The sequence below is a fragment of the Phenylobacterium sp. genome, from assembly GCF_030693805.1.
Classification (GTDB): Bacteria; Pseudomonadota; Alphaproteobacteria; order Caulobacterales; family Caulobacteraceae; genus Phenylobacterium.
This window is the reverse complement of the sequence record NZ_JAUXZW010000374.1, coordinates 1-3171: the sequence shown is the minus strand read 5'-3', so window position 1 is coordinate 3171 and position 3171 is coordinate 1. Positions and strand designations below refer to the sequence as shown.

Below are 3171 nucleotides of genomic sequence, written 5' to 3'. Positions count from 1 at the left end.
GAACCAGAAGGCCAACAACGACGGCCCCGACGAGAACCAGAAGCTGTATTGCGTCTATGTCGCGATCGGCCAGAAGCGTTAGACCGTCGCGCAGTTCGTGACGGTGCTCGAAGAGCGCGGCGCGCTCGACTATTCGATCATCGTCGCCGCGACGGCCTCGGATCCCGCGCCGATGCAGTTCCTCGCGCCCTTCTCCGGCTGCGCGATGGGCGAATATTTCCGCGACAACGGCATGCACGCCGTGATCATCTATGACGACTTGTCCAAGCAGGCCGTGGCCTATCGCCAGATGTCCCTGCTGCTGCGCCGCCCGCCGGGCCGCGAGGCCTATCCGGGCGACGTGTTCTATCTCCACTCCCGCCTGCTCGAGCGCGCGGCGAAGATGGGCGAGGACGCCGGCCTCGGCTCGCTGACGGCGCTGCCGGTCATCGAGACGCAGGCGAACGACGTGTCCGCCTACATCCCGACCAACGTGATCTCGATCACCGACGGCCAGATCTTCCTGGAAACCGACCTGTTCTTCCAGGGCATCCGCCCCGCGGTGAACGTCGGCATCAGCGTGTCGCGCGTGGGATCGTCCGCCCAGATCAAGGCGATGAAGACGGTCGCCGGGCCGATCAAGGGCGAACTCGCCCAGTATCGCGAGATGGCCGCCTTCGCGAAGTTCGGCTCCGACCTCGACGCCTCCACCCAGCGCATGCTGGCGCGCGGCGAGCGCCTGACCGAGCTGCTGAAGCAACCCCAGTACTCGCCGCTGGCCGTCGAGGAGCAGGTCTGCGTGATCTACGCCGGCACCCGCGGCTATCTGGACGGCATCGCAGTCGGCGACATCGGACGCTTCGAACAGGAATTTCTGGCGCGCCTGCACGGCAAGCATCAGCCGCTGCTGGACTCGATCCGCACCAAGAAGGAACTCTCGGCCGATCTCGAGGACGAGCTCAAGAAGGCGCTGGTCGCCTTCAACGAAACCTTCGCGTAAGGCCGACCCGCCAGATGGCCAGCCTCAAGGAAATGCGCAATCGGATCGGAAGCGTGCGCGCCACGCAGAAGATCACGAAGGCGATGCAGATGGTGGCGGCGGCCAAGCTGCGCCGCGCGCAGGACAACGCCCAGAGCGCGCGGCCCTATGCGGCGCGCATGGCCGCGGTGATCGCCAATCTGGCGGCGGGCATCTCCGGCGACGGCGCGCCCCGCCTGCTGGTCGGCACGGGGGCGGATCGCCGCCACCTTGTCGTGGTGGCCACCGCCGACCGCGGCCTGTCCGGCGGCTTCAACTCCAGCATCGTGCGCGCCGCGCGCGAGCGGATCGGCAGCCTGATCGGCCAGGGCAAGGACGTTAAGATCATCACCGTCGGCAAGAAGGCGCGCGACCAGCTGCGCCGTCTGTTCGGCGCCAATTTCATCGCCCACTTCGACGCCGGCGGCGCGCCGTCGCTCGCCGTCGCCGAGCAGGTGTCGGGCGAGATCCGCCGCCTGTTCGAGGCCGGCGAAGTCGACGTGGTCACCCTCTACTTCAGCCGCTTCAAGTCGGTGGTCACCCAGACGCCCACCGCCCAGCAGCTGATCCCGGCCCAGGTCGAAGGGGCCGCGCCGCTGGTCGATCTCAAGGGTGCGTCCTACGAGTACGAGCCGGACGAGGAGACCATCCTCGACACCCTGCTGCCGCGCAACATCACCACCCAGCTGTTCTCGGCGATGCTCGAGAACCAGGCCGGCTTCTTCGCCGCCCAGATGGCCGCGATGGACAACGCCACCCGCAACGCAGGCGACATGATCGCCGGCCTCACCCTGCAATATAACCGCACACGCCAGGCGCAGATCACCAAGGAGCTGATCGAGATCATCTCCGGCGCCGAGGCGCTCTAGACCACAAGAGAGTTGGACCCTATGGCCATCACCACCGAGAAAGCTCCCGCGAAGAAGGCGGCCCCCAAGGCCCCGAAGGTCCCCGCTGCGGCGGCTTCGGCCGCGGGCGCGGCGACCATCCAGGGCGTCGCCACCGGGCGCGTCGTGCAGATCATCGGCGCCGTCGTCGACGTCGAGTTCGAAGGCCACCTGCCGGCCATTCTGAACGCGCTGGAAACCACCAACATCGACCAGCGGACCGGCGCGCCGTTCCGCCTCGTGCTGGAAGTCGCCCAGCACCTGGGTGAGAACACCGTGCGCACCATCGCCATGGACACCACCGAGGGCCTGACCCGCGGCCAGCCGGTGACCGACAGCGGTCGCAACATCACCGTGCCGGTGGGACCTGCGACGCTCGGCCGGATCATGAACGTCATCGGCGACCCGATCGACGAGGCCGGCCCGATCAACTCCAACTTCACCAGCGGCATCCACCGCGAGGCGCCGTCGTTCGCCGAGCAGTCGACCTCGGCCGAAGTCCTGGTGACGGGCATCAAGGTCGTCGACATGCTGTGCCCCTACACCAAGGGCGGCACGATCGGCCTGTTCGGCGGCGCGGGCGTCGGCAAGACCGTGACGATGCAGGAGCTGATCAACAACATCGCCAAGGCCTACGGCGGCTACTCGGTGCTGGCCGGCGTCGGCGAACGCACCCGCGAAGGCAACGACCTCTATCACGAGATGATCGAGTCCGGCGTGAACCAGGCGGGCGGCGGCGGCGAGAGCCGATGCACCCTGGTCTACGGCCAGATGAACGAGCCTCCCGGCGCCCGCGCCCGCGTGGCCCTGACCGGCCTGGCGCAAGCCGAGTACTTCCGCGACCAGGAAGGCAAGGACGTGCTGCTGTTCATCGACAACATCTTCCGCTTCACCCAGGCCGGTTCGGAAGTGTCGGCGCTGCTCGGCCGCATCCCCTCCGCCGTGGGCTATCAGCCGACGCTGGCGACCGAGATGGGCAACCTGCAGGAGCGGATCACCTCGACGTCCAAGGGTTCGATCACCTCGGTGCAGGCGATCTATGTTCCCGCCGATGACCTGACCGACCCGGCGCCCGCCGCCTCGTTCGCCCACTTGGACGCGACCACCGTTCTGTCCCGCGACATCGCCGCCCAGGCGATCTTCCCGGCGGTGGATCCGCTCGACTCCACCTCGCGGATCATGGACCCGCTGGTGATCGGCGAGGAACACTACCGCACCGCCCGCCGGGTCCAGGAGATCCTGCAGCAGTACAAGGCGCTGAAGGACATCATCGCCATCCTGGGCATG

The 3171-nt window shown here is 67.6% G+C and carries 2 protein-coding genes and 1 pseudogene; all 3 read left to right on the top strand.

Annotated elements, in window-relative coordinates; all coding sequences use genetic code 11:
- A pseudogene (gene atpA / locus Q8M88_RS14905) lies at positions 1–979 on the top strand (F0F1 ATP synthase subunit alpha); the annotation flags it as partial.
- A 14-nt stretch (positions 980–993) separates the two neighbouring features.
- Complete coding sequence (locus tag Q8M88_RS14900; RefSeq protein ID WP_305597946.1) at positions 994–1866, top strand: F0F1 ATP synthase subunit gamma; 873 nt, start codon at positions 994–996, stop codon at positions 1864–1866.
- A 21-nt stretch (positions 1867–1887) separates the two neighbouring features.
- Positions 1888–3171 (top strand): F0F1 ATP synthase subunit beta (gene atpD, locus Q8M88_RS14895; RefSeq protein WP_305597945.1); only part of this gene is annotated, 1284 nt, incomplete at its 3' end.